Source organism: Vibrio sp. 10N.222.51.C5 (assembly GCF_041474575.1).
GTDB lineage: Bacteria > Pseudomonadota > Gammaproteobacteria > Enterobacterales > Vibrionaceae > Vibrio > Vibrio crassostreae_C.
On record NZ_JBFRUJ010000079.1, the window covers coordinates 1 to 2033 of the forward strand.

3 protein-coding genes are annotated in these 2033 nt (G+C 47.6%); all 3 read right to left on the reverse strand.

Going from position 1 to position 2033, the window contains the following annotated elements; all coding sequences use genetic code 11:
• A partial coding sequence (tnpC, locus tag AB4558_RS20855; RefSeq protein WP_372159067.1) for an IS66 family transposase occupies nucleotides 1-1226 on the reverse strand: 1226 nt, incomplete at its 3' end.
• A 59-nt stretch (nucleotides 1227-1285) separates the two neighbouring features.
• Nucleotides 1286-1639, reverse strand: coding sequence for an IS66 family insertion sequence element accessory protein TnpB (gene tnpB, locus AB4558_RS20860; protein ID WP_017062948.1), 354 nt, complete (start codon nucleotides 1637-1639; stop codon nucleotides 1286-1288).
• The gene (gene tnpA, locus AB4558_RS20865; RefSeq protein ID WP_017037717.1) at nucleotides 1636-1953 is read right to left on the reverse strand and encodes an IS66 family insertion sequence element accessory protein TnpA; all 318 of its coding nucleotides are present in this window, start codon (nucleotides 1951-1953) and stop codon (nucleotides 1636-1638) included. The genes tnpB and tnpA overlap by 4 nt, the downstream gene beginning before the upstream one ends.
• Nucleotides 1954-2033: the final 80 nt, after the last annotated feature.

Sequence of the window (2033 nt, forward strand, 5' to 3'; positions counted from 1 at the left end):
CCTAGTGGGCTAGAGCCTATCACCTTCTGGGTTGTCATCCATTGGTAAAGCTCATCCAGTATCGGCTTGGCATACGCTTGACGCTCTGCTTTTCGCTCTTCGGCAGGCGCACCTTTTAAGCGTGATTCTATCCCGTAGAGTTTTTGGATTTTAGCCAGCGCCTTATCAGCCTTGCCCGATTTACCTTTCCCTTGAAGCTTTTTAGCATCCATGAACTTGCGACGAGCATGCGCTAAGCACCCTACCTTGGTGACGTGATGAAGTCCATCATAAGCCGCGTAGCCATCGGTTTGTAGATAACCGTTGTAGTCACCTAAAAAGTCCACGGGACACGCCCTCGCGCGACTGTTTTGATAGTCGTACAAGGCAATATTTTTCACATTCGGCAGTGCCGCTTCGGGTGAGTCAGCGCCTGAGCAGTAGAGCCACATATAACACAGCTTCTCTTCTTTGAGCACATTGAGCGGCGTTTCATCCGCTTGAACCACCACTTGTTGAAGTAGGTGCTCTTTCAAGGCGGCATACAGCGGGGCGAACTTCTCACTGACTTGGATAACCCACCTTGCCATGGTGGTGCGTGATAGCTCGATACCCGACTGGGTAAACAGCGATTCTTGGCGATAAAGTGGCATCGCGTATTGGTATTTGCCAAGAATGATGTTGGTCAGCAAGCTTTCTGTGGCGAAGCTTTTAGGGATGAGACTCTGAGGGGATGGCTTCTGAACGATACGGCTGCTGTCACCTGTTTTCTCGCACTGGCGGCAAGCGTACTTAGGACGAACATATTCCAACACTTTGAGTACCGCTGGCGTGAACTCTAGCTTCTCGCTGCGGTCTTCACCGATTTTATGCAGGCTATGATTGCAGCAAGCGCACTGCTTTTCATGGTCGTCTACATCAAGTTCGATAACCTCACGAGGCAAGGTCTTAGGCAGAGGTTTACGTTTACCGCGCTTTTTCGTTGTGGTCGTGGTTGTCACCTCAACCTCGTCTTCTTTAACGGCTTCACATTCCGCTTCGTTGAAGAGGTCACCTTGTGATTCATCGTAAGGCTTTAATGCCTCCGAGCGTTTCGCGAACTGACGGTCGAAGGCGAGTTTGAGTTGTTCAAGCAGCGATTGGCGCTCTTGTTTCCACTCATTTTTCTCCGACATCAGAGCAGCTACCATCGCTTGTAGCTCGGCAACATCTTGGCTTTCTGGGTCGATATTTGGCGTCTTTTTCATAGCATTGATTATACTAAAATCGTGCCGTTAACGCTTGGAGAATAAGGCTTTATTCTCGATTAACTCATTGTAAAATCGTTTATTTTGATGGGTTCGTGGCCGATAATTGTGAAGCCTGAAAGCAGTCTGTCAAGCTCAAATTGAGTGAGGGTAAACACCTGATTTTTCTCTTTTGAAGGCCACTTATACTTGGCTTTTTCAAGGCGTTTATACCAGAGGGCGAAGCCTGTTTTATCCCAGTACAACACTTTAATCTTATCGCGCTGTTTATTGGTAAACAGGAACAGCGCACCGCTGCCAAGAGGCAAGTCAGTATCATTTTCGATAATCGCTGCAAGGCCGTTGATGGACTTTCTAAAATCGACGCTTTCACGATAAAGGTAAATGTCTGAAGCGCTGAGCATACCTTTCATGACAACGCTCCAATGAGTTCAGCAAGATAGGTGGCTGGCGTGCCTTGAGGAATGCTCAGCTCCACATCATTGATGAGAAGTGTCATGTTCGCCGTAGCTATCTGGGCCTGATACTTGGTTGTCTTTTCAACGATTTCGGCTCTAACAAATCCGACAGATTCCGATTGGTTTGCTGTTTGGAGTTGACGCCGTTTGGCGAAGAACGTGGATAAACTCAGTCCATGCTCTTCACAAAAAGCGCGTTGGGTAACACTGCTACTTTCATATTGTTCAAACAGTGATTGCCATTCTAGGTTGGTGCGTCGTTTTGCCATTTCAACTCTCCTTTGGGTTGGAGAGATGATCTTATTCTTCGTGCTGAAAGATTAGAATGCGGTGTTCATGACACGCTTAC